28 protein-coding genes are annotated in these 26,265 nt (G+C 64.7%); 19 read left to right on the top strand and 9 right to left on the bottom strand.

Going from position 1 to position 26,265, the window contains the following annotated elements; genetic code table 11:
* Positions 1-72 precede the first annotated feature (72 nt).
* From ACE3P9_RS02260 to ACE3P9_RS02245, 4 genes are all read right to left on the bottom strand, one after another.
* Positions 73-735, bottom strand: coding sequence for a histidine phosphatase family protein (locus ACE3P9_RS02260; RefSeq protein ID WP_374491518.1), 663 nt, complete (start codon positions 733-735; stop codon positions 73-75).
* Between the two features lie 38 nt (positions 736-773).
* Positions 774-1,775, bottom strand: a complete 1,002-nt coding sequence (gene ttcA, locus ACE3P9_RS02255; protein ID WP_374491516.1) for a tRNA 2-thiocytidine(32) synthetase TtcA — start codon at positions 1,773-1,775, stop codon at positions 774-776.
* Between the two features lie 154 nt (positions 1,776-1,929).
* Positions 1,930-2,340 carry a dihydroneopterin aldolase gene (locus ACE3P9_RS02250; RefSeq protein ID WP_374491514.1) on the bottom strand — a complete coding sequence of 137 codons (411 nt, stop codon included), beginning with the start codon at positions 2,338-2,340 and terminating at the stop codon, positions 1,930-1,932.
* Positions 2,315-3,148, bottom strand: coding sequence for an SDR family oxidoreductase (locus ACE3P9_RS02245; protein WP_374491512.1), 834 nt, complete (start codon positions 3,146-3,148; stop codon positions 2,315-2,317). Before ACE3P9_RS02245 ends, ACE3P9_RS02250 begins: the two co-directional genes overlap by 26 nt.
* Positions 3,149-3,299: 151 nt before the next feature.
* On the opposite strand from ACE3P9_RS02245, the gene ACE3P9_RS02240 reads away from it, so the two are divergent.
* Positions 3,300-4,364 carry a class I SAM-dependent methyltransferase gene (locus ACE3P9_RS02240; RefSeq protein ID WP_374491659.1) on the top strand — a complete coding sequence of 355 codons (1,065 nt, stop codon included), beginning with the start codon at positions 3,300-3,302 and terminating at the stop codon, positions 4,362-4,364.
* Positions 4,365-4,389: 25 nt separating this feature from the next.
* On the opposite strand, the gene ACE3P9_RS02235 is transcribed toward ACE3P9_RS02240, so the two are convergent.
* The 3 genes from ACE3P9_RS02235 to ACE3P9_RS02225 all read right to left on the bottom strand — a co-directional run bounded on the left by ACE3P9_RS02235 (position 4,390) and on the right by ACE3P9_RS02225 (position 8,505).
* Positions 4,390-5,901 carry a sensor histidine kinase gene (locus tag ACE3P9_RS02235; RefSeq protein WP_374491510.1) on the bottom strand — a complete coding sequence of 504 codons (1,512 nt, stop codon included), beginning with the start codon at positions 5,899-5,901 and terminating at the stop codon, positions 4,390-4,392.
* A gap of 85 nt (positions 5,902-5,986) precedes the next feature.
* Entirely contained in the window at positions 5,987-6,688 is a 702-nt protein-coding gene (locus ACE3P9_RS02230) for a response regulator transcription factor (protein WP_374491508.1), read from the bottom strand.
* Positions 6,689-7,191: 503 nt separating this feature from the next.
* The gene (locus tag ACE3P9_RS02225; RefSeq protein WP_374491505.1) at positions 7,192-8,505 is read right to left on the bottom strand and encodes a multifunctional CCA addition/repair protein; all 1,314 of its coding nucleotides are present in this window, start codon (positions 8,503-8,505) and stop codon (positions 7,192-7,194) included.
* Between the two features lie 144 nt (positions 8,506-8,649).
* Here ACE3P9_RS02225 and ACE3P9_RS02220 point away from each other — a divergent pair, with 144 nt between their 5' ends.
* From ACE3P9_RS02220 to ACE3P9_RS02180, 9 genes are all read left to right on the top strand, one after another.
* Complete coding sequence (locus tag ACE3P9_RS02220; RefSeq protein ID WP_374491503.1) at positions 8,650-9,492, top strand: enoyl-CoA hydratase; 843 nt, start codon at positions 8,650-8,652, stop codon at positions 9,490-9,492.
* A gap of 275 nt (positions 9,493-9,767) precedes the next feature.
* Positions 9,768-10,652, top strand: a complete 885-nt coding sequence (locus ACE3P9_RS02215; RefSeq protein WP_374491501.1) for a putative selenate ABC transporter substrate-binding protein — start codon at positions 9,768-9,770, stop codon at positions 10,650-10,652.
* Positions 10,653-10,688: 36 nt separating this feature from the next.
* Positions 10,689-11,549: a phosphonate ABC transporter ATP-binding protein gene (locus tag ACE3P9_RS02210; protein ID WP_374491499.1), complete on the top strand. Its 861-nt coding sequence runs from the start codon at positions 10,689-10,691 to the stop codon at positions 11,547-11,549.
* Entirely contained in the window at positions 11,540-13,165 is a 1,626-nt protein-coding gene (gene phnE / locus ACE3P9_RS02205) for a phosphonate ABC transporter, permease protein PhnE (RefSeq protein ID WP_374491497.1), read from the top strand. Before ACE3P9_RS02210 ends, phnE begins: the two co-directional genes overlap by 10 nt.
* 181 nt (positions 13,166-13,346) lie before the next feature.
* A complete protein-coding gene (locus ACE3P9_RS02200) occupies positions 13,347-13,679 on the top strand; it encodes a DUF3579 domain-containing protein (RefSeq protein ID WP_374491495.1) in 333 nt (110 codons plus the stop codon).
* Positions 13,680-14,574: 895 nt separating this feature from the next.
* Complete coding sequence (locus ACE3P9_RS02195) at positions 14,575-15,504, top strand: branched-chain amino acid ABC transporter permease (protein ID WP_374491493.1); 930 nt, start codon at positions 14,575-14,577, stop codon at positions 15,502-15,504.
* 19 nt (positions 15,505-15,523) lie between these two features.
* Positions 15,524-16,717, top strand: coding sequence for an ABC transporter ATP-binding protein (locus ACE3P9_RS02190; protein WP_374491491.1), 1,194 nt, complete (start codon positions 15,524-15,526; stop codon positions 16,715-16,717).
* Between the two features lie 15 nt (positions 16,718-16,732).
* Complete coding sequence (locus ACE3P9_RS02185) at positions 16,733-17,503, top strand: ABC transporter ATP-binding protein (RefSeq protein WP_374491489.1); 771 nt, start codon at positions 16,733-16,735, stop codon at positions 17,501-17,503.
* Between the two features lie 16 nt (positions 17,504-17,519).
* Positions 17,520-18,251, top strand: coding sequence for an ABC transporter ATP-binding protein (locus tag ACE3P9_RS02180; protein WP_374491487.1), 732 nt, complete (start codon positions 17,520-17,522; stop codon positions 18,249-18,251).
* Positions 18,252-18,442: 191 nt separating this feature from the next.
* On the opposite strand, the gene ACE3P9_RS02175 is transcribed toward ACE3P9_RS02180, so the two are convergent.
* Complete coding sequence (locus tag ACE3P9_RS02175; protein WP_374491484.1) at positions 18,443-19,501, bottom strand: CDP-6-deoxy-delta-3,4-glucoseen reductase; 1,059 nt, start codon at positions 19,499-19,501, stop codon at positions 18,443-18,445.
* A gap of 153 nt (positions 19,502-19,654) precedes the next feature.
* On the opposite strand from ACE3P9_RS02175, the gene ACE3P9_RS02170 reads away from it, so the two are divergent.
* The 9 genes from ACE3P9_RS02170 to tatC all read left to right on the top strand — a co-directional run bounded on the left by ACE3P9_RS02170 (position 19,655) and on the right by tatC (position 24,959).
* Positions 19,655-20,608 (top strand): SDR family oxidoreductase, encoded by a 954-nt coding sequence (locus ACE3P9_RS02170; RefSeq protein WP_374491482.1) that lies wholly within the window; start codon positions 19,655-19,657, stop codon positions 20,606-20,608.
* Positions 20,602-21,384: an imidazole glycerol phosphate synthase subunit HisF gene (hisF, locus tag ACE3P9_RS02165; protein WP_374491480.1), complete on the top strand. Its 783-nt coding sequence runs from the start codon at positions 20,602-20,604 to the stop codon at positions 21,382-21,384. The genes ACE3P9_RS02170 and hisF overlap by 7 nt, the downstream gene beginning before the upstream one ends.
* 16 nt (positions 21,385-21,400) lie before the next feature.
* Positions 21,401-21,817 carry a phosphoribosyl-AMP cyclohydrolase gene (hisI, locus tag ACE3P9_RS02160; RefSeq protein WP_374491478.1) on the top strand — a complete coding sequence of 139 codons (417 nt, stop codon included), beginning with the start codon at positions 21,401-21,403 and terminating at the stop codon, positions 21,815-21,817.
* An 11-nt stretch (positions 21,818-21,828) separates the two neighbouring features.
* The gene (locus tag ACE3P9_RS02155) at positions 21,829-22,176 is read left to right on the top strand and encodes a phosphoribosyl-ATP diphosphatase (RefSeq protein WP_374491658.1); all 348 of its coding nucleotides are present in this window, start codon (positions 21,829-21,831) and stop codon (positions 22,174-22,176) included.
* Between the two features lie 84 nt (positions 22,177-22,260).
* The gene (locus tag ACE3P9_RS02150) at positions 22,261-22,704 is read left to right on the top strand and encodes a DUF4870 family protein (RefSeq protein WP_374491476.1); all 444 of its coding nucleotides are present in this window, start codon (positions 22,261-22,263) and stop codon (positions 22,702-22,704) included.
* Between the two features lie 65 nt (positions 22,705-22,769).
* Entirely contained in the window at positions 22,770-23,129 is a 360-nt protein-coding gene (locus ACE3P9_RS02145) for a histidine triad nucleotide-binding protein (RefSeq protein ID WP_374491474.1), read from the top strand.
* A 127-nt stretch (positions 23,130-23,256) separates the two neighbouring features.
* Positions 23,257-23,493: a Sec-independent protein translocase subunit TatA gene (gene tatA, locus ACE3P9_RS02140; RefSeq protein WP_374491472.1), complete on the top strand. Its 237-nt coding sequence runs from the start codon at positions 23,257-23,259 to the stop codon at positions 23,491-23,493.
* A gap of 27 nt (positions 23,494-23,520) precedes the next feature.
* Entirely contained in the window at positions 23,521-24,030 is a 510-nt protein-coding gene (tatB, locus tag ACE3P9_RS02135; protein WP_374491470.1) for a Sec-independent protein translocase protein TatB, read from the top strand.
* A 113-nt stretch (positions 24,031-24,143) separates the two neighbouring features.
* On the top strand, positions 24,144-24,959 hold the full coding sequence (gene tatC / locus ACE3P9_RS02130) for a twin-arginine translocase subunit TatC (RefSeq protein WP_374491468.1): 816 nt from the start codon (positions 24,144-24,146) through the stop codon (positions 24,957-24,959).
* Positions 24,960-25,042: 83 nt separating this feature from the next.
* Here tatC and ACE3P9_RS02125 read toward each other — a convergent pair whose 3' ends face one another.
* The gene (locus ACE3P9_RS02125) at positions 25,043-26,215 is read right to left on the bottom strand and encodes a S1C family serine protease (RefSeq protein WP_374491466.1); all 1,173 of its coding nucleotides are present in this window, start codon (positions 26,213-26,215) and stop codon (positions 25,043-25,045) included.
* Positions 26,216-26,265: the final 50 nt, after the last annotated feature.

Genomic DNA, 26,265 nt, shown 5'->3' with positions numbered 1-26,265 from the left:
TCGCCCCTTGTGCCGTTTTTGACAAGATGCCCTCCTTTGCAGGGCAGAAGGGGTGGGCGAGCAGGCGGTGATTCAGCGCACGCTGCTGTCGTGCAGCGGGCCTTCGGCCATGTCGTCGAGGTGACGGGTGTCGCCCCAGCCTATGAGGGTAAGGCCATCGGGTGTCCAGAGCAGGCGGTTGATGGCGCAGTTGGGCAGGTACCAGGTGCGCGCAGCCTGCAGTCCCTGCCGCGTGGCAGCGCGGTACAGGATGTCGAGCACGCCACCGTGGCTGACGATGGCGACATGCTGGCCGTTGTGCCGCGCACCGATGGCGTTGACGGTGGCCACGATGCGCTCGCGCAGGGTGAGCAGGGATTCTCCGCCCCCCGGAGGCGTCCAGTCCGGGGTGCGCTTGCGCCAGTGCATCGAGTCCTGCGGGCGCTGCACCTCGAAATCGAGGAAGGTCATGCCCTCGATGCTGCCGAAGCCGCGTTCGCGCAGGGCGGGCAGCGGGGTGACGGGCGCCTGATGGGGGGCAGCGATGATGCGGGCGGTCTGTTCGGCCCGCTGCAGGTCGCTTGTGTAGACCGCGTGGATCGGGCTGTCGGCCAGGGCTTCCGCCAGGTGTTCGGCCTGGGCTACGCCTGTGGCATCGAGCGGAATGTCGGTGTGGCCCTGAATGCGGCGGGCGGCATTCCAGGCTGTTTCGCCATGGCGGATCACCAGCAGTCGGGTTGCAGCAGCGGCGGTCATGTTTCGATGGTCTCCTTGCGCAGCGAGCGCAGCCGTGTTCAGGCTCCGGGCTCTTCGCCTGTCCACCCAGCGGGACCGCGGGGAGTGGTTTCGGGGAGCTGGATCACGGAAGCGGCAGGGAAGAATTCTTCGTCGAAGGCCTTGTCGCCGTCGGCATCCGGGACGCCGGTGGTGCGCAGGTGCTCGAAGTCATGGAGGGCGCGGTCCATCAGGTGGCTCGGCACCACGTTCTGCATGGCGTGCAGGATGCGTTCGGTGCGGCCGGGGTATTCCTTTTCCCATTCGCGCAGCATGTGGCCGACCTGCTTGCGCTGCAGGTGTTCCTGGCTGCCGCACAGGTTGCAGGGGATGATGGGAAATTCGCGGTAGTCTGCCCAGCGCTGGGTGTCGGCCTCGCGCACGTAGGCCAGGGGACGGATGACCATGAACTCGCCGTTGTCGCTCACCAGCTTGGGCGGCATGCCCTTGAGCTTGGCGCCGAAGAACATGTTGAGGAAGAAGGTGGCAACAATGTCGTCGCGGTGGTGGCCGAGTGCGATCTTGTTGCAGCCGAGGCGGCGCGCCACCGTGTACAGGATGCCTCGGCGCAGGCGCGAGCACAGGCTGCACATGGTCTTGCCTTCGGGGATGAGGCGCTTGACCACGCTGTAGGTGTCCTGGGTCTCGATGTGGAAGGGCACGCCGGTGCCTTCGAGATAGGCGGGCAGGATGTCGGGCGGGAATCCGGGCTGCTTCTGGTCGAGGTTGACGGCCACGAGCTCGAAGCGCACCGGGGCGCGGCGCTGGAGCTTCTGCAGGATGTCGAGCAGGGTGTAGCTGTCCTTGCCTCCGCTCACGCAGACCATGACGCGGTCGCCTTCCTCGATCATGCGGTAGTCCACGATCGCCTGTCCGGTGAGGCGGCACAGGCGCTTTTCGAGCTTGTGCATCTCGCGCTTGCGGCGCGAGACAGCTGGATCGGCAGGAGCATCGGTGGAAGACACAGCCGCATCGGGGCCGGTCACGGGGGCATCGGGGAGATCAAGGGAAAAGTCGGACATGGTCACAGGCACGCAGGAAAGGAACAGCACTGCGCTGAGGGGAGCGCAGCCGGGGCACGGACAGGCGATCGGGCTTCGGTGGCATTGTAAGAGCCCGATCCCGACCCCGCAGCGGGCGGGAAATGGGGACGAAAAGACAAAAGGGGGCTGGGGGTCAGGCCTCGGCTGCCGGCTTGAGCATGAACACCTCCACTCCCACGGCATCGCAGTCGGGGTATACGTCGGGCTTTTCGGTGGAGACGCGCACAGCCTGCACCTTGGGGTGCTGCAGCAGCGTGCGGGCCACGTCGTCGCAGAGGGTTTCCTGCAGCTCGATGTGTCCCGAGCCCACGCGGGCGGCGATGGTGCGGCGGATGAAGTCGTAGTCCACCACTTCGTGGATGCGGTCGGCCCGGGGGGTGGACTGGCTCAGGAGCACGTACATGTCGACGTTGACGCGCACGCGCTGCGGTCCACGCTTCTCGAATTCGTGCACGCCGATGTTGATGTGCACGTCGTAGTTGCGCAGGAACAGGCGGCGGCAGGTCAGGGCGAGGGTTTCAGTCCAGCTTTGGGGGGAGGTCATGATGGGAGAGATGGGATTGGAGCAGGTCGTCGACCACGAACATGATGTCGCGTGGCAGGGGCAGCAGGTGCTGGCCATTGTCCACGCACAGAGTGCTGCCGGTGATGGCGGGATTTTCCGCCAGAAACAGGCAGGCCCGCGCCACATCGGCCGGGTCGAGCGGGCGCCGCATGAGGTTGGCCTGGCGGGCGGCGGCAAAGTTGGCTTCGCTCTGGGGGCCGCTCACGAGCATCAGCCCGGGGGCCACCCCGCAGATGCGGGCACGCGGGGCCAGGGCCTGCGCCTGCAGGGATACGGCACGTTCCAGCGCGAGCTTGCTCACGGTGTAGCTGAAGTAATCGGGGTTGAGGTTATACACCTTCTGGTCGAGGATGTGGATGGCCACGCAGCTGCCGGCGGGCGCATCGTCGGGATGGGTGGCGGCCATGCGGCGGGCCAGGTCGAGCGGAGCCACCAGGTTCACTTCGAGCTGGCGGCGGGTGAGGGGGGCCGTGAAGTCGTCCCCGGTATCCGGCTCGAACAGCGAGGCGTTGTTGACCACGGCCTGCAGGGGGCCATGGGCGGCCTGCAGACGGGCGATCAGGTCGGCACGCTGGGCGGCATCGGCAAGGTCGGCCTGCACCGGTTCCACGGTGTGGCCCTCTGCGGCCAGACGCTCCTGCAGCGCATGGGCCTCGTCTGCGCTGCGCTGGTAGTGGCACCATACTTTCCAGCCAGCGCGGGCAAAGGTGGAGCACAGCACGGCACCCAGACGCACGGCGCCGCCGGTGATGAGAACATGGGGAGGGGCAGGCAGGGCAGAAGACATGCCGCGATTATGCGGGGTGCGGCAGGCACGGCGCGGCGGGTGAGGCGAAGGGTGGTAGATTCGCGGGATGTCGTCGTTCTCGCCTGCTTCTTCCTCCCTTTCTCCCTCTGTGTCTTCTTCCGGTGCCGCCGTGCCCGAGCTGCAGCAGCTCATGCGTGAGGAGGCCCGCCGTGCAGGGGGCTGGCTGTCGTTCGAGCAGTTCATGCATCTCGCGCTCTATGCGCCCGGGCTGGGGTATTACGCCCATGACAGCGCCAAGCTGGGCAGGCTCCCGGACGACGGCAGCGATTTCGTGACGGCGCCCGAGCTCAGTGCGCTGTTTGGGCAGACGCTGGCTGTACAGGTGGCCGAGGCACTCGTGCGCACGGGTACCCGCGAGCTGTGGGAGTTCGGCGCCGGCAGCGGAGCCCTGGCAGAACAGGTGCTCGATGCACTGCATGCGCAGGGAGTGGAAGTGGCCGCCTACCACATCGTGGATGTGTCGGCGAGTCTGCGGGAGCGTCAGCAGAAGCGGCTCGCACGGTTCGGCGACCGGGTCTGCTGGGAGCGCGAGCTGCCGGTCCGCATGGAAGGGGTCGTGCTGGGCAACGAGGTGCTTGACGCCATGCCGGTGCGGCTTCTCGCGCGCACCGGGGGGGTATGGCACGAGCGGGGCGTTGTCTGGGACGAGGGCACGGCCAGCTGGCGGTGGAGCGACCGCCCGACCGATGCGCGCCCACCCTGCGAGGTGCCGGGCAGTGGGGACTATGTGACGGAGATTCATCCCCAGGCCGAGGCTTTCATCGCGACGCTGGGGCGCCATCTGGTACGCGGGGCGGCCTTTTTCATCGACTACGGCTTCGGTGAGGGGGAGTATTACCATCCGCAGCGTCACATGGGCACGGTGATGTGCCATCAGGCCCATCGTGCCGATGATGATCCGCTGGTGGCCGTGGGAGCCAAGGACATCACGGCGCATGTCGACTTCACGGGCATCGCCGTGGCAGCACAGAACGCAGGCTTCGAGCTGCTGGGCTATACCACGCAGGCCTGGTTTCTGCTCAATGGAGGCATGGCGCAGCGCATGGAGGCGGCGTCCCTGCCCGAACGCGCCATGGCGCAGAAGCTTCTCATGGAGCACGAGATGGGGGAGCTGTTCAAGGTGATCGGGCTGTGTCGGGGCGAGCCTTGGCCAGCCGTCGGCTTCGCGCGCGGAGACCGCACCCGCATGCTCTGATTCTGGGCAGGGGGCGCCTTGGCTTTCAGCTGTCGGCCGGGGTGATGGGGCGCAGTCCGGCGGCGCGGCTCACGGCGTGGCGCCAGCGGGTATCCGGGATCGAGGAGTCCTCCATGCCCGAGGCGGTTTTGCCAAATACGGGGATCGCCATGGAAATGCGCAGGCCATGCGGGGTGAGGAGCCTGGCTCCTACCGTAGCCCGGTGCAGATCGGCCACCCGCCTGACCAGTGCCAGCCCCAGTCCGCAGCCGCCCGGCATGTTTTCATCCGCACGCCAGAAGCGCTCGAACAGCTTGCTGAGTGATTCAGGCGGTACGCCCGGACCGTTGTCCTCGACTTCCAGCAGCACGCAGGGCACGGGGTTTTCCACGGTCGGTATCCAGTCCATGTCCGGGGCAGACACCTTGACGGTGACGAGGGTGCCGGGGCCGGTGTAGTGGATGGCGTTGTCGATCATGTTGCCCAGCGCCTCGCACATCAGGGTGGGGTTGCCCCATACCCTGGCGTGTTCGTCCCCCTCGTAGCCCAGATCGATGGCGCTTTTCCAGGCCCGGTCGTTCCATTCGGAGGCGACCTTGCGGGCCAGTTCGGCCAGGTCATAGTGTTCCATGCGGCAGCTCGCGGATCCTTCCGTGCGGGCCAGTGCCAGCATCTGCTGCACCAGGTGGGTGCTGCGCTGGGCGGCGTTATGCATCTTCACGATGCGCTGGCGCATCTTTTCTGGGTCATTTTCGTTGAGCGCCAGCTCGGCCTGGCTGATGAGGCCGGCCATGGGCGTGCGGAGCTGGTGCGCGGCGTCGCCGATGAAGCGTTTCTCGCTGTTGACGTTGTTCTGCGCCTGGCTGAGCAGGTGGTTGAGTGCACGCAGCACGGCACGCACTTCGCGCGGGGCCTCGCGCATCACCACAGGGTGCAGGCTGCCTCCCGGTACGCCCTTGATCTCGCGGACCAGGCGCTGCAGGGGGCTGAGCTTGCGGCGGATGCTCCAGGCCAGCACCAGACTCTGCACGACTGCCACCACGAGCAGCGGCACCATCAGGAAGGTGACCAGCCGTGCTGCATAGGCATTGGAGAGTGCATCGGGCCGGGCCATGACAATTTCCAGCGAGTCACGGCCGCCCGACAGAGGAACACGCACGCAGGCCACCCGCCAGCTCTCTCCGTCGATGAGCACGGTCGAGTGACGCACCTGACGGTCTGCAGGTGTATGGGTGATTGCCCGCTTCTGGGTCGAGGGCAGGGCAAGGTCTCCCGTGGAGCTGCCGTCCGACAGCCGGGTGACCCGATAGAGAAAGCGATGGGTGGCAGTGGTGGCGCGGAGAATGCTGATGGTGTCTCCGAGCGAAAGAAGGCCGCTGTTGAAGAGCTCGGCCCGCTGGGCCAGCGCCTGCAGCTGCCGTTCCTGAATATGGTCGAGCTCGTTGCGCATGAACCAGAGCGCCACCACCGAAAAGCTCAGCAGACCCGCCAGCCAGATCAGAACCTGGGAAATCACCAGACAGCGCAGCAGACTCTGCAGGATGGACGAGCGTTTCATGGCAGCAGGGGCTATGGCACAGAACCCGCGAACGGGAAGGACGGAAAATGGCAGCAAGGGCAGGCATTTTCCGCCATGGGAGAGGCTATTCCGTCACCTGCAGGGTATACCCCAGCCCGCGCACATTGCGGATCTGGATGGTCGAGCTGGCGAGCTTGCGGCGCAGGCGATGGATGTATACCTCCAGTGCGTTCGAGCCGCCTGCGGTGGAGGGAGCCTCGCTGTCGTGCTGCCAGACGGCCATCACATCCTCGCGGCTGATGACCTGCCCCTTGCGTGCCACGAGCAGGGACAGCAGCGCCCATTCCCGCTGTGTGAGGTCGAGCGCCTCGTCACCCAGCCAGGCCAGGGGAAGCTGCGAGTCGAGGCGCAGCAGCCGGCCGTGTCCTGCCGTGACCTCCAGGCTGCCCACAAAGGCCGGCAGCCGCGAGCGGCGCAGCAGGGCTGCCACGCGGGCCTGCAGTTCCTTCATGTCGAAGGGCTTGGCGAGGTAGTCGTCCGCACCGGCATTGAGGCCGGACACGCGGTCGTCGATGTCGTCCCGAGCGGTCAGGATCATGATCGGCAGCGCCCCGAAGCGCTGCCGTGCCCACTTGAGCAGGCTCAGACCATCGAGGACGGGCAGACCCAGATCGAGCAGCACGCCATCGAAGCGCTGCAGCTCCATCAGCTGCTGCGCCTGCAGTCCGTCGGCTGCCACGGTCACGCTGTGCCCGGCATGGGCAAGCTGGTCTTTGAGCGCATCGCGCAGCAGGGCATCGTCTTCGACAATCAATAGATGGGACATGAGGCAAACAAGGTTTCTACATTCGGCAGTGCCTGACTGTCGTCCGTTGACCCTCCGGGCAACAGACGTGCGCAATGCATGCCAGAGATCACCCAAGCCTGCGCCCTTGCCCTTACCTCCGCATCCTGAGAAACAGCGGCCGGACGAGATCAGGCTCCGGGCATCCCGGCCTGAGCACCAGGTGTGATGGCAGTGCAGGAACTTCCGTCAAACGCCGTCATGCATGCGCCTCGTTTGGGGAAATCCCGCATATCTCGATCCACTTTGACAAAAAGGACGCAAGTATGCATCGAAATATGCTGCCAACCCGCATATTTTGCGCTTATTTCAGCAATAAATATGCTTGCACGCAACGTTGAGAGGCATAACTTCGCTCGCCTGCACGTTTCTTGCAAGCCCTGGCAACATTTCTGCAACGAAACACGGGTAACCTCAGCCGTCCTGCGCTGTGTGCGGTGGCTGCAGGGGAGGCGGGCGAGCAAGCCCGTCAAGGAAGATCGCCTTCAGCCTGCGGCAGGCGGACGGGCAGGGGATGGCAGCTGGTCGGTCAGCAGATGCACGCGTGCCGCTGCCAGCCGCTCGCGGATGCATGCGCCCAGCGGCCGTGCAGGGGCCTCCGGGGCTGCCATTTCGCGCTGCACGGTGCGTGCAAGGGCGCCGGCATCGAGCGTCAGGAGAATGTCCAGGGCGTCTAGCAGATAGCGTCCCTGTGGGTAGTCATCTTCGGCATGCCCCTGGCGTCCCCGTGCGTCGCAGGCACAGGCGAGCACGATGGAGCGGAAGCGCTGCGGCTGCCGGAAGGCATCGCAGCGTTCCAGCAGGGCGACGAGATCTGCCGGCGTGCTGTGCAGACAGCCGTGAATGTGGCCATGCTCCCGGGTCACGACCTCGGCCAGTTCGCGGCATTGCATTGGAACCCGCAGCCGCTGGCTGAGGGTGCGCACGCGCACCAGACCGGCGGCCTCGTGACCGGGATGGTGGGGCCATGCCATGCGGGGCGTTTCGGCCTTGCCCAGGTCGTGACACAGGCAGGCATAGCGCACTTCCAGTGGAGCTCCCAGACGGGCGGCCATGTCGATCACGTGCATGACGTGCAGGCCGGTGTCGATCTCGGGATGATGCTGTGCGCTCTGCGGCACACCCCACAGGGCATCGAGCTCGGGCAGGATGCGGGCCAGTGCACCGCAGGCACGCAGCACCTCGAACATGCGCGAAGGTGCACTTTCCATCAACCCTCGGCTGACTTCCTGCCAGACCCGTTCGGGCACCAGGTGATCCACCTCGCCACCAGCCACCATGTCGCGCATCAGGGCCATGGTTTCCGGTGCAATCGAGAAGTCGGTGAAACGTGCCGCAAATCGTGCGATCCGCAGGATGCGCACTGGGTCTTCCGCAAAGGCGGCTGTCACATGGCGCAGGATGCGCGCTTCCAGGTCGCGCTGGCCACCGTAGGGGTCGATGAGTCGCCCCTGTGCATCGGAGGCAATGGCATTGATGGTGAGGTCGCGCCGCGCCAGATCCTCTTCGAGCGTCACCTCGGGCGAGGCGTGCACGGCAAACCCGCGGTAGCCGTGCGCCGTCTTGCGCTCGGTGCGGGCCAGGGCATATTCCTCCTGCGTGTCCGGGTGCAGGAAGACCGGAAAATCCTTGCCGACGGGGCGGAAGCCACGGGCCACCATGGCCTCGGGCGTGGATCCCACCACCACCCAGTCGCGGTCCTTCTGCGGCAGGCCCAGCAGGGCATCGCGCACGGCTCCTCCCACGACATAGACCTGAAGAAGCGGGGTGGACGGGGAGGCAGAGAGAGAATCGATCATGGAACGATGGTACCGGACATCGTCCAGGCCCCACGCTGCATGTCTGTTGCGGCAAGGGCTGGGGTGGTGTTTCCACCAGAGAGGAAGGGCTCGGGCGTGCGCTATGGTGGGGGTTCCTCCTTCCCTGGCCTCCGGAACCTGTCCATGCCCCTCGAAGACGCTTCTCTTTCTTCCCCGCCGCAGTCCGATGTGTCGCCTCCCTGGGTCGAACGACAGATCCGGGACGGCATCTGCACCCTGTGGCTCAACCGGCCACTTCAGTACAACGTGCTGAGCGAGGGCATGCTCGATGCGCTCGATGCCGCGTTCAGGGATGTGGCGGCCGATCCCGGCATCCGCTGCGTGGTGCTCGCCGCACGGGGCAAGGCATTTTCCGCCGGGCATGACCTGCGCGAGATGCGGGCACAGTACCGGCTCGACTACTACCGGCGGCTTTTTGCACGCTGCTCGGCCACGATGCAGACCCTCATGGCACTGCCCGTGCCGGTGATTGCCCGGGTGCAGGGCATAGCCACGGCCGCCGGGTGTCAGCTGGTGGCGAGCTGCGATCTGGCCGTCGCGTCGGAGTCGGCACGCTTTGCCGTCTCCGGCATCCGGGTGGGGCTGTTCTGTGCCACACCTGCAGTGGCTCTGAGCCGCAATGTGGGGACCAAGCGTGCCTTCGACATGCTCAGCACAGGGCGCTTCGTCGACGCCGCCACGGCCGAGGACTGGGGGCTCGTCAACCGCGCCGTGCCCGACGAGCAGCTCGACGAGGCCGTGGCTTTCTACACCACGCAGCTGTGTGCCAGGAGCCCGGCAGCCCTGCGACGGGGCAAGGCCATGTTCTACCGCCAGCGCCAGATGCCCCTGCAGGAAGCCTATGCCTTTGCCGCCGAGGCCATGGCCCACAACATGATGGAAGCCGATGCGGCCGAAGGCATCGATGCCTTCTTCGAGCAGCGCTCACCGGTATGGGGACAGCCGAACGGGGGCTCCAGGCGCTGACAGGGCCACAACAGCCTGCTGGACGAGTCCATGGCCCTTGCGCCAGGGTTGCCAGCCGCCTGCAGAGCATGCAGGTGGACGGGGAAGAGCCCATGGGCCGGTCAGGTGCTGCACGGTGCGCTGCACGGGATGGCCAGCCTTTTTATAATTCTCCCCGGTCTTGGGCCCGGAGTCCGCCATCGGAACATGGGTGCAACATCGCTGGTTTTTCCTTCTTCGCGTAAGCCGTCCGGGATCCGCCGGATGGTGGCTGTCGTCCAAAACGGAGTCCTTCCATGTCCTTTTCCGCATCGCGCCGCCAGGCGCTGCTGGGCAGCGCTGCCCTTGCCTGTGCTTCCCTGACTTCCCTTGCTGCGGCGCCTGCCGTGGCCGCACCCAATGTGCTGCGTGTGTCGGCCATTCCCGACGAATCTCCCACCGAGCTGCAGCGCAAGTTCGCCCCTCTCGGCAAGTATCTCGAAGCCCAGACGGGCATGAAAGTGCAGTTCGTCCCGGTGTCCGACTATGCGGGTGTCGTCGAGGCGCTGGCCACCCATCGGCTCGACATGGCCTGGCTCGGCGGCTTCACCTTCGTGCAGGCCCGCCTGCGCACCCACGGCAAGGTGGTGCCCATCGTGCAGCGCGCGGAAGACGCCAAGTTCACCTCCCGTTTCATCACCACCGACCCTGCGGTGCACAAGCTCTCCGACCTCCGGGGCAAGACCTTCGTCTTCGGGGCGCCTTCCTCCACGTCGGGCAGCCTGATGCCGCGCTATTACCTGCAGCAGGCCGGCATCCATCCCGAAAAGGATTTCAAGACGGTTGCCTATTCCGGCGCTCATGACGCCACTGTGGCCTATGTGGCTGCAGGCAAGGCCCAGGCCGGCGTGCTCAACACGTCGGTATGGAGCAAGCTGGTGGAAGAGAAGAAGGTCGATCCGGCCAAGGTACGCGTGTTCTACACCACGCCTCCCTACCATGACTACAACTGGACCGTGCGCAGCGATCTGAGCCCGGCGCTGATCCAGAAGATCACGCACGCCTTCCTGCAGCTCAATCCCGCACGCCCCGCGGATCGCCAGATCATGGAGCTGCAGCGGGCCAGCAAGTTCATTCCCACCACGTCCTCGAACTACGACACCATCGAGAAAGCCGCGCGCAGTGCCGGCCTGCTGAAGTAAGCCATGGGCACGGGGCACTCCCCGGCGTCCGATCCTGTGGCCTCTCAGACTCCCGCCTTCCAGCTGGAAGGGGTGGGGCTGACGCGGGCCAACGGCTATCGGGCCCTGGACGGGATCACGCTGGCAGGGCGACGCGGCGAATGCATCGCCCTCATCGGGCCCTCCGGAGCCGGCAAAACCACACTCCTGTCCGTGCTCGGCACGGCACAGGTGCCGACCGACGGAGCGGTGAGGGTGCTGGGGCAGGCTGTGCCTGCAGGCGCTTCCGACCGGCGCCTGCGCGCTCTGCGCAGTGCGATCGGCATGGTGCACCAGGCGCCTCCGCTGCCGCCGCGTCAGCGCGTGGTCACGGCGGTGCTGGCTGGCCGGCTGGGCCTCTGGCCCTGGTGGAAGTCACTGGCTTCGCTGCTGTATCCCCTCGACATCGCCGGCGCGCGTGCCGTGCTCGACCGTGTGGGACTGGCCGATCGGCTCTTCGTGCGCTGCTCCCAGCTCTCGGGAGGGCAGCTGCAGCGTGTGGGCATCGCCCGCGTTCTCTATCAGGAGCCTGCGCTTTTGCTGGCCGATGAGCCGGTATCGGCACTCGATCCCGTGCTTGCGCGGGCCACAGTCGACCTGCTGGTGCAGGAAGCGCGTGCGCGCGGCGTGACGCTGGTAGCGAGTCTGCATGCCGTGGATCTGGCGCTGGACCGATTCGACCGCGTGATCGGGCTGCGTGCCGGTCGGGTGCAGTTCGACCTGCCGGCTGCAGCCGTCGATGCGGCACGGCTGCAGGCGCTGTATGCCACCGAGGCTTCGACCACCACGCTTCCTGCCCCGATGGGGGAGGGGGCTGCCGATGGCAGCGATGCTTCCGTGCGTGATGGCGGTGCCGCCGCTTTGCCGCCATGCTGTTGAATTCTCCTTCTTCCCCCCAGCCGGCTGGGTCGAGTCTGACGCCTGCCCATTCTTCGGTGCGGCGCGACCCCGATGCCTGGCGGCGTCTGCTGGGGCTGGTCCTCGGGGCGCTGGTGCTCTGGCCGCTGTGGCGAGGAGCGCATATCAGGCCTGCAGATCTGTTCGATCCCGCCAATGTCCAGGCCATGGGGCATTTTCTGTCCGGGTTTCTTCCGCCCGACGTCAGCCCCGACTTCCGTGATCTGCTGTGGCAGTCCACCCTGCAGACCTTGGCCATCGCCAGCTGCGGCATGCTGGGGGCCTGGCTGCTGGCGGTTCCCCTGGCCTATGTCGTGACGGCAGCCGCCCGGACGCGCTTCACGCTCCACCCTTTCAGCCGGGCCCTGCTCACCATCTTGCGGGGTGTGCCGGAACTGGTCTGGGCGCTGCTGTTCGTGCGCATCTTCGGGCTGGGGCCGGCGGCCGGCGTACTGGCGCTGGCGCTCACCTATGGCGGCATGCTCGCCAAGGTGTATGCCGACATTCTGGAGTCGATCCCGCCGCAGCGCGCGCTGGTGCTGCGCCATGCGGGAGCGCCCCGCAGCATGGCGCTGCTGTACGGTCTGCTTCCGCAGGCGTCGCGCGAGCTGGTCTCCTACACCGTCTATCGCTGGGAGTGTGCCATTCGCGCCTCGGTGGTCATGGGCTTCGTGGGCGCCGGCGGTCTGGGGCAACTCATGGATCAGGCCATGAAAATGCTCGACGGCGGACAGGCCGCCAGCATCCTGCTGGCCTTCATGGTTCTGGTGCTGATGGCCGATCTGGTCTCCCTGATCCTGCGTCGCTGGATGGATGCCCCCGCGCAGCCGCGTGCCTGGCCCATCGGCTGGCGTACCCTGGTGTCCCTGGGGGTCATCGGCTGGGGTCTGGTGGCGAGCTATCGGTTCCTGGAGCTCGATCCGGCTCCCCTGTGGAGTGCGGATGCCGCGCAGTCGGTGCAGGAATTCCTGACCGGGTTCTTTCCGCCCGATCTCTCGGCAGACTGGATGCGGCAGATAGTCAAGGCCACGTGGGAAACGCTGGCCATGTCCGTCATGGGGACACTGATTGCCGCCGTGATCGGGTTCGGACTGGCCTTGCTGCGCAGACAGCGGGGCTGGATGGGGGCTCCGCTGGCCGTGACCCTGTGCAACATCCTGCGTTCCGTACCCGAGGTGGTCTGGGCCACGCTCACCGTGCTGGCTGCAGGACTGGGGGCCTTTGCCGGCACCCTGGCCCTGGCGCTGCACACGGCTGGAGTGCTCGGGCGCCTGTATGGAGAAGCCCTGCAAAACGCGACCCCGCAGCCTGCGCAGGCCCTGCGGGACAGCGGTGCGGGCGGCGGCATGGCCTTTCTGTATGGCACCTGGCCGGGAGTATCGGCGCAGCTCATGTCCTACACCCTCTACCGCTGGGAGATGAATATCCGCATGGCGGCAGTGCTGGGCTTCGTGGGGGCGGGGGGACTGGGGCAGCAGCTCTATGTCGAGCTCTCGCTGTTCCACCAGGATCGGGCCTGCACGGTCATCATGGCCATGCTGGCGCTGTCCATTCTGGTCGACGGACTCAGCACCTGGCTGCGCAGGCGCCTTGTCTGAAGGCGAGGCGTCCCTTCGGCGCGCAGCATGCAAGCACCCCACTGCAGCACTTGGGCTATGACACCTTCCGTCAGCCTGGGTAAGGGCGATTGAGTAAAATTGCCAGCTTCAGTCGATCCCTGCCTGCTTCGGGTTCAAGGCATTTCAGAGCCTGCGTCAGCCTTCATTCATTGCCCGCCCCATGAACTCCCCCCATACCGCAGAAGAAGTCTTCATTCTTGGTCTCACCCAGGAGGGGCGGACCTTCCGTCCCAGCGACTGGGCCGAGCGTCTCGCGGGAGTTATGAGCCAGTTCCGTCCCCAGGGCAGTCTGCCGCGGCAAGGCGGCCATCTGGTCTATTCGCCCTGGTGCACGCCCAATGTCATGAACGGCGTCAAGTGCATCATCGTGCAGCGCGAGCTGCAGGTGCACGAGCCCATGGCCTGGGATTTCGTCATGAATTTCGCACGGGACAACCGCCTCCAGATCGTCGACGCCTGCCTGCTGCCGGATCAGCCGGGCGCATCGGCCTGATTCTTCGCTTTCCTCACTCTTCCTTCACCGAGTCGCTCCGTCTTGCATGCTGAACTGCGGCTCGGCACTGCCGTGCAGAAGTTCGGTGCAGTGTGCACCTGCCTGGTGCCAGAACTGATGGAGTTCCATTCCCTCGCGTTCCGGGCTGACTCCCGTCTGTGCATGCCTGCCGCGGCCACCAGAAGCGGTGACACGACATCCGCTGCCTCCATTGCTGGGCTATCGCCCTCTCTGTTCCCTCGGCCTGATCGGAGCTTCGGCTCGGCCTTTTATGGCATCGGGTGATACCCCCCGGAGATGCATGGTGCAACCCGTGCATGCATGCGGTCTGCCGCTGGAGACAGTCAAGTGCAAACGTAAGATTGCGTTCAGTTTCAAAAAATCAGCAGCACGCACCTGCTTTTCTTACTCGGAATTCCTTGCGGCCCGGCGGCAAATTGCAGAGTGCTGCGCGTCTGTGCAAGGCCCATGCGGAGTTGCGCCCGACAGCGCCTTCTGGCCGTGGCAGGCTGCTCCCCTCGGTACGTGGTGATCGTGTGGCTGCCGCTGCCGTGAACCCCGGTGCAACCAGATCCTCGCAAAGTTAACCAGATTGCAGGGTTGGCACGATTCCTGCTGTGGTGAGTGGCGCGGGGAGTTGCGTTCTTTTTTTGCACCCATTCTCTCAGTGTGTTCGGTTTCTATGGAAAACCCGAAGCGCTGTGCATGTTTGTGGTGCATGCAAGGAGTGCAAGTTCGCTACAATGCGCCCCACCAGTGCTGGTTGTAAGGTATTTGAAACAATTACATGCCAGTTGTTTCGTTGATCGTGAAAACAGGTTCCAAAAAAACTGTTGAGCGGTTGCTGTGTTGGATCTGGCCCGCACACCCGATGGGCCGGAAATGGAGCATCTACATGGATATCTTGCTGCAACAGGTCATCAACGGCCTCGTGCTTGGCAGCATGTACGCCTTGGTGGCCTTGGGCTACACCATGGTGTACGGCATCATCAACCTGATCAACTTCGCCCATGGTGAAGTCCTCATGGTGGGGGCTCTCACGAGCTGGTCAATGATCGGAACGATGCAGAAGAGCATGCCGGACTCTCCCGGCTGGCTCATCCTGCTGATCGCCACGGTGATTGCCTGTGTCGTGGCCGGGCTGCTGAATTTCGTGATCGAGAAGGTCGCGTATCGTCCCCTGCGCAACAGCCCCAAGCTGGCCCCGCTGATCACCGCCATCGGCATGAGCATCCTGCTCCAGACGCTGGCCATGATCATCTGGAAGCCCAACTACAAGTCCTATCCGACCCTGCTGTCCACGACGCCGCACCACATCGGAGGGGCCGTGATCACGGTGACGCAGATCACCGCGCTGGCGGTGACGGCGATCTCGCTGGCCATCCTCATGTACCTGGTCAACATGACCCGGCTCGGACGGGCCATGCGCGCCACGGCCGAGAACCCCCGTGTGGCTTCGCTCATGGGGGTGCGGCCCGATACGGTCATCTCTGCCACCTTCATCATCGGCGCCGTGCTCGCAGCCATTGCCGGTGTCATGTTCGCGGCCAACTACGGCACGGTGCAGCACACCATGGGCTTCCTGCCCGGGCTCAAGGCCTTCACGGCAGCCGTGTTCGGCGGCATCGGCAATCTGGCGGGGGCAGTGGTCGGCGGTTTCCTGCTCGGCCTCATCGAATCCATCGGTTCCGGCTACCTGGGCCCCCTGACGGGGGGCGTGCTGGGGAGCAACTACACCGACATTCTTGCCTTCATCGTCCTGATCGTGACCCTGACCCTGCGTCCTTCCGGTCTGCTGGGCGAGCGGGTGGCCGATCGCGCCTGAGCCACGGAGAAATCTCACCATGCAGACCACCAAAAACAAACTCCTGGTATTCCTGCTCTCCGCAGTCGGCCTCATCGTGCTGCCGCTGGTGCTGCAGGGCTTCGGCAACGCCTGGGTGCGCATCGCCGATGTCTCGCTGCTCTACATCATGCTGGCTGTCGGCCTGAACATCGTCGTGGGCTATGCAGGCCTGCTCGACATGGGATATGTGGCCTTCTTCGCCGTGGGGGCCTATCTGTTCGGCCTGCTGGCCTCGCCGCACCTGACCGAGACCTTCCCGGCCATTGCGGCCATGTTCCCGAACGGGCTGCACCTGCCGCTCTGGGGCGTCATTCCGATCTCGGCCGCCCTGGCTGCCTTCGCCGGGGTGCTCCTGGGGGCACCTACGCTCAAGCTGCGCGGAGACTATCTGGCCATCGTCACCCTGGGATTCGGTGAAATCATCCGGATCTTCATGAACAACCTCGACCAGCCCGTCAACATCACCAACGGTCCCAAGGGCATAGGGCAGATCGACGCCGTGACCGTGTTCGGCTATCCGCTGTCGCAGTCCCTCACGCTCGGGGGCTTCACGATCCAGTCGGTGACGCTGTACTACTACCTCTTTCTGGTGCTGGTGGTGTTCATCGTGGCCATCTGCTATCGCCTGCAGGATTCCCGCATCGGACGCGCCTGGATGGCCATACGCGAAGATGAAGTGGCCGCCAAGGCCATGGGGCTCAACACCCGCAACCTCAAGCTCCTTGCCTTCGGCATGGGCGCGAGCTTCGGCGGGGTGTCCGGCTCCATGTTCGCAGCCTTCCAGGGCTTTGTCTCGCCCGAGTCGTTCAGCCTGATGGAATCCATCATGATCATCGCCATGGTGGTGCTGGGCGGTCTGGGACACCTGCCGGGGGTCATCCTGGGGGCCGTGCTGCTGTCTGCGCTGCCAGAGGTGCTGCGCTATGTGGCCGATCCTCTGCAGGCCATGACCGATGGGCGTCTCGATCCGGCCATTCTGCGTCAGCTGCTGATCGCGCTGGCCATGATCATCGTGATGCTGGTGCGTCCGCGTGGCCTGTGGCCCTCTCCCGAGCATGGACAGGCTGCCGCCCCCGAGCCGGTCGGCAAGATCCAGCCCGAGACGGCGCAGCAGAATCCTCCGGGCATCGACTTCCCGTCCGACGCAGTGCCAGAGACGACCGAAGTCCGCCAGTTTTCCGTCAATCCCTGAGGCGCAGAGACCATCATGAGCAAGACGATTCTCGACGTACGCAACGTATCCAAGCGGTTTGGCGGTCTTCAGGCATTGAGCGATGTGCGCCTGCATATCGAGCAGGGTCAGGTCTATGGCCTCATCGGCCCGAACGGTGCCGGCAAGACCACCTTCTTCAACGTGATCACAGGCCTGTACACCCCGGACAGTGGAACCTTCGAGCTCGGCGGCAAGCCGTACGAGCCCACCGCCGTCCATCTGGTGGCCAAGGCGGGCATTGCCCGCACCTTCCAGAACATCCGTCTGTTTTCCGACATGACGGCCCTGGAAAATGTCATGGTGGGCCGCCACATCCGCACCCGTGCCGGGGTAATCGGAGCCATCTTCCGCACGCCTGGCTTCAAGGCCGAGGAAAAGGCCACCCGCGACCGTGCCCGCGAACTGCTCGACTATGTGGGCATCGGGCGCTATGCCGACTTCCGGGCCCGCACCCTGAGCTACGGCGATCAGCGCCGGCTCGAAATTGCCCGTGCGCTCGCCACCGATCCCGAGCTCATCGCGCTCGACGAGCCTGCTGCCGGCATGAACGCCACCGAGAAGGTGCAGCTGCGCGAACTCATCGACCGCATCCGCAAGGACAACCGCACCATCCTGCTCATCGAGCATGACGTGAAGCTGGTGATGGGGCTGTGCGATCGGGTCACCGTGCTCGATTACGGCAAGCCCATTGCCGAGGGTGCACCTGCCGAAGTGCAGAAGAACGAGAAGGTGATCGAAGCCTATCTCGGCCCCAACAACCACTGAGCACAGGATGACCCAAATGACGACAGCGACGAACAGCGACGTATTGTTGAAGGTGAAGGGGCTCGAAGTGGCCTATGGCGGCATCAATGCCGTCAAGGGCATCAGCTTCGAGGTGTACGGCAAGGAACTGGTGTCGCTCATCGGCTCGAACGGAGCCGGCAAGACCACCACCATGAAGGCGATCACCGGCCTGCTGCCGATGCGCGCAGGAGACATCGAGTTCCTGGGCAAGAGCATCCGGGGGCGTGGCGCCTGGGATCTGGTCAAGGACGGCCTGGTCATGATTCCCGAAGGGCGTGGCATTTTCACGCGCATGACCATCACCGAGAATCTGCAGATGGGCGCCTTCATCCGGCACGACAAGGCGGGGATTGCCGAGGACATCGAGCGCATGTTTGCGCTCTTTCCCCGTCTCAAGGAGCGCAAGGACCAGCTCGCAGGCACCATGTCCGGTGGCGAGCAGCAGATGCTGGCCATGGCTCGCGGCCTCATGGCACAGCCCAAGCTTCTGCTGCTCGACGAACCCTCCATGGGCCTGTCCCCGATCATGGTGGACAAGATTTTCGAGGTGGTCGATGACGTGCACCGACAGGGCGTGACCATGGTGCTCGTGGAGCAGAACGCCAGCCGAGCCCTGGGCATTGCCGACCGCGGCTATGTCATGGACTCGGGCGTTCTCACCATGACGGGCGATGCCAGGACCATGCTCGACGATCCCAAGGTGCGCGCCGCCTATCTCGGCGAATGACACCCTCGCGGAGGGCGTGCCGTTCCTGCATGTGAACAGCACGCGCGCTTCCCGCTGTCCCCAACGCAAGGCCCGGCATTCCTGCAGAGGAGTGCCGGGCCTTGCCCTGTGGGATATATATGTGCGATGCAGGAGAAAGACGCAGGTCATCTCACCCCTGCGATGCGATGCGATTCGCCTGCGTCTCTCGATCAGTCTGCCGTGGCTTCCGGGGCCGTCTGCTTGTCGCGCAGCGACGTGAAGGCATCTGCATGGAAGCGGTCGTCGGCCAGGCCCGCTTCCTGCACGCAGCGGGCGTGGGCAGCCTGAACCATGGCCGGCGAGCCGCACACATAGGCGTCGTGGTCGTGCATGTCGGGCACATCCGCCAGCATGGCATCGAGCGCCAGCCCGGTACGTCCCTGCCATCCATCCTCGGGCTGGGCCTCGGAAATCACGGGCACATAGCGCACATGCGGATGCGCGCTGCAATAGTCGAGCATCCACTGGTGCATATACAGGTCGGCCGGACGGCGGGCGCCCCAGTAGAGCACGGCGGCGCGCGGACTGTTCTGGTGGGCCATCTGTTCCAGAATCGCCTTGACAGGAGCAAATCCGGTCCCGGACGCCAGAAACAGCAACGGACCGGCACTGTCATCGCGCAGGAAGAAGCTGCCATAGGGGCCTTCGATGCGCAGGATTTCCTTTTCCTTCATGCTGCCGAAGACATGGTCGGTGAACTTGCCTCCCGGCATGTGACGGATGTGCAGATCAATGCGCGGCAGGGCCGGATCGACCTCATGGGGCGCCGTGGCCATCGAGTAGCTGCGCCGCTGCCCATCGGCGAGCAGGAAGTCGATGTATTGGCCCGCATGGTATTGCACGGGCACATTGGCAGGCAGCTGCAGTGTGACCCGCATCACGTCGGGCGAGAGCTGTTCGAGGTGCATCACCCGTACCGGCATCTTGCGCACGGGGAACGCTCCTTCCGAGGTCACCTGGCGCGATTCCAGCACCAGATCGCTCCGGGGCAGCGCACGGCAGGTGAGGATGTAGCCTTCTGCGGCTTCCGCATCCGACAGGGCATTCTTCTGATAGGGGCGGTGTTCCACCTCGCCACTGAGCTTGCGGCATTTGCACGACCCGCAGGCTCCATCCTTGCAGCCGTAGGGCAGCCCGATGTTCTGCCGTATGCCGGCATCCAGCACCGTTTCGTCCGCAAGCACCTCGAACTGACGACCACTCGGCTGTACGTTGACCTGAAAACCCATTTGGGATCACGCTCCTGATATATAACAACGGCGGAACCCTGCAGCAAAATCCTCGACACGCGGGACCTTGCCCATTGCTCCGCACTCCATACAACGGACCGGGGCAGGATCTCCGCTTCCTTCACCTGCCCCTCACGCCTATTATCCCCGACCATGTTCAGCCTGTATCCCGTGCGGCCAGCCCTTCCTGCCCGATTCCGTCGTCCCCGAGTGCTCATTGTGGGCTGCGGGGATGTGGGTACCCGGCTTGCCCGTCTGCTGGTGGCCCCTGCGGCCCATGGGCCGCGCGCAAGGGTGCTCGTTCGTGACCCTGCGCAGGTCCCTGCACTGCGGGCACTGGGGGTAACGCCCCTGCAGGGCGATCTCGATCGGCCTGCCAGCCTGCGGCGCCTGGCCGGGCTGGCCCAGTGGGTCGTGCACCTTGCCCCACCTCCTTCCCATGGGGACAACCGAGATGCCCGCACCCGGGCGCTCGTGGCAGCCCTTCGGCGCCACGGGGCTCCCTCCCACTGGGTGTATGGCAGCACAAGCGGTGTCTACGGCGATCGCCAGGGACAGTGGACTCCGGAAACCACGCCCCTGCAGCCCCTGACGGCTCGCGCCCGGCGCAGGGTGGATGCGGAGCAGGTACTGCAGCGTTGGGCACGACAGGCCCTGCAGGCCCCTGCCATGCAGATCCTGCGCATTCCCGGCATCTATGCTCCCGACCGTGAAGGCGGCACACCGCGTTCCCGCCTGGAACGAGGGACTCCGGTGCTCTGTGCCGATGAGGATGTCTATACCAACCACATCCACGCCGATGATCTTGCGCGCGCCTGCCGCATCGCCCTGTGGCGCGGCCGTTCCCTGCGTACCTACAACGCCAATGACGATTCCGTGAGTACCATGGGGGCGTATTTCGACATGGCTGCCGATCTGTATGGTCTGCCCCGCCCGCCCCGCATCACGCTGGAGCAGGCGCGTGAGCAGCTCTCTGCCGTCTCCCTGAGCTTCATGCAGGAATCCCGGCGGCTCGACAATACCCGCATCCACCGCGAACTCCGGCTCGCATGGCACCACCCGACCCCCGCCGAGGGGCTCCGCACCGTACAATCCTCCGCATGTTAGCCAAACGCATCATTCCCTGTCTGGACGTCACCGGCGGCCGCGTCGTCAAGGGCGTCAATTTCGTCGAACTGCGAGACGCCGGTGACCCCGTCGAGATCGCTGCCCGCTACAACGAGCAGGGTGCCGATGAAATCACCTTCCTGGACATCACCGCCACCAGCGACGGCCGCGATCTCATCCTGCAGATCATCGAGGACGTGGCCAGCCAGGTCTTCATTCCCCTGACGGTAGGAGGGGGCGTGCGCACCGTCGAGGACGTGCGTCGTCTGCTCAACGCAGGCGCAGATAAAACCAGTTTCAATTCGGCCGCCATCGCCAACCCGCGTGTCATCCGCGAGACCTCCGAGCGCTATGGTTCGCAGTGCATCGTGGTCGCCATCGACGCCAAGCGCCGCACCGCGCCCGACGAGCTCGCGGCGCGGGGAGAGGGCTGGGACGTCTACAGCCATGGCGGACGCCGCAACACCGGACTCGATGCCCTGGAATGGGTACGCAAGATGGCCGATTACGGAGCCGGAGAAATTCTCCTCACCAGCATGGATCGCGATGGCACCAAGAGCGGCTTCGATCTGGCCCTGACCCGTGCGGTCAGTGATGTCGTCGACATTCCCGTCATTGCCTCCGGTGGCGTGGGATCGCTGGACCATCTTGCCGAGGGCATCCGCGAAGGCGGAGCCGATGCCGTGCTGGCTGCCAGCATCTTCCACTATGGCGAATTCACCGTGGGCGAGGCCAAGCGGCATCTGGCTGCCCAGGGCATTCCGGTCCGCCTCTGAACAGGAAACCCTGCGCATGGATACTTCTTCCACCTCCCTTGCCCCTGCCTGGCTCGACGCCGTGCGCTGGGATGACAAGGGCCTCGTACCTGTCATCGCCCAGGAGCGCGACAGTGGCGACGTGCTCATGTTTGCCTGGATGAACCGCGAAGCACTGGCCAAGACTGCCGAGCTGGGCCGGGCCGTGTACTTCAGCCGCTCGCGCCAGCGTCTGTGGTTCAAGGGGGAAGAGAGCGGCCACGTGCAGATCGTGCACGACATCCGCCTCGACTGCGACAACGACGTCATCCTGCTCAAGGTCACACAGACGGGGCACGAGCCCGGCATTGCCTGCCATACCGGGCGACACAGCTGTTTCTTCCAGAGTCTGCAGCAGGGTGCCTGGCAGGCCGTCGATCCGGTCTTGAAAGACCCGCACAGCATCTACAAATGAGTCCCATGAACATGTCCGTCACAGACACGCTGGCCCGGGTGGCCGACGTCATCGAATCCCGCCTGCCTTCCCATGGAGGTGATCCGGGGCAGAGCTATGTGGCCCGTCTGTTCCAGAAGGGGCCCGATGGTTTCCTCAAGAAGGTCGGAGAAGAGGCCACCGAAACCGTCATGGCCGCCAAGGATGTGAGTGCCGGCGGCGACAAGGACAAGCTCGTGTACGAAGTCGCTGATCTGTGGTTCCACACCATGGTGGCGCTCGCCTATTACGGCTTGCGCCCGGAAGACGTGGCACGCGAGCTGGCACGACGCGAAGGCGTGAGCGGCCTGGTGGAAAAGGCCGGTCGTACCGCGTCCTGATTTCACGCGGGTACGCATCTTCCTGACGCGGTGCGGCACAGTTCCGCACAGTCCAGCACAGTTCACTTTACGCAGGAGAGCTTCATGAAGGATGACATCATCGACGTGCAGGCCCGTGAATTCCGTGCGCAGCCTCCCGAACAGGGGGGCACCGGGTCCCAGGCGCAGACAGGCGCTGACCGGCTGGATCGTCTTGTGTCCGTGGGGTGGGTCAGCTATGTGCTCCATCTCATCGTGGCCGTCTCGGCGGTGCTGCCCGGCACGCAGGTCGGAGTCGGGTTGCTGATCGTCGCCTTTGTGCTGGATCTGGTCATGCGGGACGATGCCGCCGGCACCTGGCAGGAGAGCCATTTTCGCTGGCGCATCCGTACGGTGATCTGGGCGGCCCTGTGGTATGCCATCACCGCACCCCTCTGGATCATGCTCATTCCCGGCTGGGTGGCGTGGAGTCTGGTGTCGATCTGGTTCCTCTATCGCATCGTTCGGGGCATGGTCTGCATGCGGGATGGGCGGCCTGTACTTCCCTGATCCAGTTTTGTCATTCCAGGGTGGCGTGTTCCACGCCATTTCCTTTCTCTTCCTCTTTCATTGCCATGACACACGATCCGGACTGCATTTTCTGCAAGATAGTCGAGGGCCAGATTCCCTCCAGCAAGGTCTACGAGGACGAGGACGTCTACGCCTTCCATGACATCCACCCCTGGGCGCCGGTGCATTTCCTCATCGTGCCCAAGCGACACATTCCGTCCATGGCACAGCTCACAGCGGAAGATGCCGCTCTCATGGGCAAGATCATGACCCTCGCCCCGCGCCTGGCGATGGAGCAGGGCTGCGAGCCCTATCCCCAGGGAGGCTTCCGCATCATCATCAACACGGGGGAGCACGGTGGACAGGAGGTTCAACACCTGCACGTGCACGTCATCGGTGGCCCTCGTCCCTGGCTCAAGGGCTGAACAACCTGGATTCCGCACCATCTGCAGGGCGGAGCGCCTTGACGCGTGCAAAGGGCAGTGCAGGGGAGCCTGCGCATCCGGGCCTGCCCCATTACAATCCCCTCATTGATTCTGCTAGGAGAGCGACATGGGTTCTTTTTCGATCTGGCATTGGCTCATCGTGCTGCTGATCGTGGTGATGATCTTCGGTACCAAGAAGCTCAAGAACATCGGTTCCGATCTCGGAAGCGCCGTCAAGGGCTTCAAGGAAGGCATGCGCGATGGCGAAACGCCGGCTGCCGATCAGCCCAAGGTCACTGCGGACTCTTCCGCTGCCAGCAATGCGGCACGCACCATCGATGTCGAGGCCAAGAACAAGTCCTGAGTCTTCGGGAGCCGGGGGTAGGCGGACGTGATCGATCTGGGTATTTCCAAGCTGGCGCTGATTGGCGCGGTGGCGCTCATCGTCATCGGGCCGGAGCGTCTGCCTCGCGTGGCACGCACTGTGGGCACGCTGCTCGGGCGCGCGCAACGCTACGTGAACGACGTCAAGTCCGAAGTGGCTCGCACCATGGAAATGGAAGAGCTGCGCAAGATGAAGGACTCCGTCGAGCAGGCTGCTCACGATGTCGAGCAGTCCTTTCATGCCACTGCCGGAGAGATGCAGGCGGGGCTGGAAGGCGCCGAAGGCGCTGCGCAGTCTCCTCTGCCGAACGGTGCCGCCGCAGGCAGTGCTGCGAGCGGGATGTCCTGGGCCGATGTGGGGCACACCACCTACCAGCCTCCCCGCAAGAACTGGCGCATCAAGCGCACCGCCATGCCGCACTGGTACAAGACACGGCAGGGCGTGCGCACCCATGTGCAATCGGGGGCGGCCCGGGTGGCGCGCTTCCGTCCACGCAAGCCCACGCCCCGCGTGTAAAGGCAGGGCCATTCCGCGCCACTTCCATGCATCCGTGTTTCCTTGGCGCAGACTTCTCTGGCGCGTCCTTCTGGCGGCGCCAGCCTTCATCGTGACTGATTGACCCTTCCACCATGGCAGACCCTTCCCAGGAAGACGAACTCACCGGCTCCGAACAGCCTTTCGTCGAACACCTCATCGAGCTGCGTGACCGTCTGCTCTACAGCCTGTACGGCATCGCGGCCGCTGCGATCGTGCTGGCGATCTATCCGGGGCCGGATGGGCTGCTCAACTTCATCGCGCACCCCATCCGCGCCCACATGCCACCCAACGCCAGACTCATCGCGGTGGATGTGTTCTCGCCCTTCTTCATTCCCCTGAAGGTGCTCATGATCGTGGCCGTGCTGCTGGCTCTGCCGTGGGTCATGTACCAGCTGTGGTCCTTCGTGGCGCCCGGCCTGTACAGGCACGAGAAGCAGTTTGCACTTCCCCTCATCATCTTCGGGAGCTTCCTGGCCTATTGCGGCATTGCCTTTGTGCAGTTCTTCGTGCTGGACAAGATGTTCACCTTCATCCAGCGCTTCACACCGGCTTCCGTGGCGGCCACTCCGGACGTAGCCTCCTATGTAGAGGCCATTCTGTCGCTGTACCTGGCATTTGCACTGGCATTCCAGGTGCCCATCATCGTCATGCTGCTGGTGCGCTTCGAGATGGTCACGGTCGAGAAGCTGCGGGCGTTCCGGGGCTACTTCGTGGTGGTGGCCTTCATCGTGGCGGCTGTAGTGACTCCTCCCGATGTGATGTCGCAGCTGGCACTGGCCATTCCCATGTGCCTGCTCTATGAAATCGGCATTCTGGGAGCGCGGTGGTTCTCGCATGTGGGCCGTGCTCCCGAAGACGCAGAAGAAGCCCAGACTTCTGCGTCGACCGACGTCACGACAGGCAAGTAGGTCCACGTTCCGTATCCAGGATTCGGCGTTCTGCCCAGCGACACTGCAAGGTGCCGAACGTCAATCCGTAGGGTAGGGGCTTTCTATTCCGTCACTCCTGGAGCGTTCTGTATTGCTGCCTTGGGCGGCCGAGGCCGCTGCTGGATCGTGACCTGCAGCACCACCGTCGCTCCCTTGCGCATGACCCCGAACGGGGCTGTCCTGCCCGGCTTCAGGCCCGAAACGGTGGACAGCAGACTCTGCACACTGTCCACCCGGGAGCCATCGACCGTGGTGATCAGGTCCCCCGGAAGCATGCCGGCACGGGCAGCCGGTCCGCCCTGGATGACCCCCGTCAGCAGCACGCCACTGCCCTCGGGGACATGGAAGGTGCTTGCCATCTCCGGAGTCAGGTCGGACGGTTCCACGCCGATCCAGCCCCGCGTCACATGCCCGTCGCGAATGATGCCCTCAAGCACCTGGCGTGCCGTGGCGGCAGGCGTGGCAAACCCTATGCCCATGTATCCCCCGGTGCGGGAATAGATGGCCGTATTGATGCCGATCAGCTTGCCATGGATGTCGACCAGCGCACCACCGGAATTGCCCGGGTTGATGGCTGCATCCGTCTGGATGAAATCCTCGAAGGTGTTGATGCCCAGCTGGCTGCGGCCCAGCGCGCTCACGATGCCGCTCGTCACGGTCTGGCCCACTCCGAATGGATTGCCGATGGCCAGCACGGGGTCTCCCACCTGCAAGGCAGTGGAGTCTCCGAAGGCAATGGCAGGCACCTGTCCGAGATCGATCTTGAGCACGGCCAGATCGGTATCAGGATCGGTTCCCACGGTGCGCGCATTCGCATGCCGTCCATCATTGAGGACCACTTCGATGGTCCGCGCCTCCTGCAGCACATGGTTGTTGGTGAGGATGTAGCCGCGCGGGTCGACGATCACCCCGCTGCCCACTCCGGAAAAGATATCGTCTTCGCCGTCTTCGCTCGATGCCGCAGCAGCAGGAGGCGACAGCCTGTCCCGACCGTCCCCCGTGCGCTGATCGGGATTGGTGATGATGCTCACCACCGCAGGCGAGGCCGTGCGTGCCGCGCTCCGCAGCGTTTCGGGGGGAGGCTGATGCGAGGAGGGGGTCACTTCGATGGGAGCAGATGCTCCCGATGTGCGCGCCATGCCGCCAAGCCATTGCGGACGCATCGCCGCCACGACCAGATACACGGCGAGAACCACGGTCACGACCTGCGAAAATAACAACCAAAGACGTTTCATGACCGGAAGGTGGCGGCAAAACGGGGCCGTGCTTCATTCACAGACGCCCC

Source organism: Allobrachymonas sp., assembly GCF_041912815.1.
Lineage (GTDB): Bacteria > Pseudomonadota > Gammaproteobacteria > Burkholderiales > Burkholderiaceae_C > Brachymonas.
This window is presented reverse-complemented; position numbering and strand designations above follow the sequence as displayed.